1 protein-coding gene is annotated in these 251 nt (G+C 77.3%); it reads left to right on the plus strand.

Annotation, left to right across the window (positions count from 1 at the left end):
• Positions 1 to 251 (plus strand): hypothetical protein (locus GT354_RS43235; protein WP_161362452.1); only part of this gene is annotated, 251 nt, incomplete at both ends.

Raw genomic sequence — 251 nt, forward strand, 5'->3', positions numbered from 1 at the left:
GTCTGGTCCTGGTGACATCCGACGCCGTGGCGTGCGCCGACGAGGACCGCCGCGCGGACGGCGCCGGCCCCGGCGACGGCGCCCGATCCGGCGAGGCCGCGTCCGTACCGTCGCACGCGCCGGTGTGGGGACTGGTGCGCTCGGCCCTGCGGGAGAACCCGGGCCGCTTCGCCGTGATCGACATGGACGAACACCCCGACTCCCACCGGGCTTTGCCCGCCCTGCTGGCCGGCTCGCCGGCGGAGGCAGCC

The sequence above is a fragment of the Streptomyces sp. SID3343 genome (assembly GCF_009865215.1).
Taxonomy (GTDB): Bacteria; Actinomycetota; Actinomycetes; order Streptomycetales; family Streptomycetaceae; genus Embleya.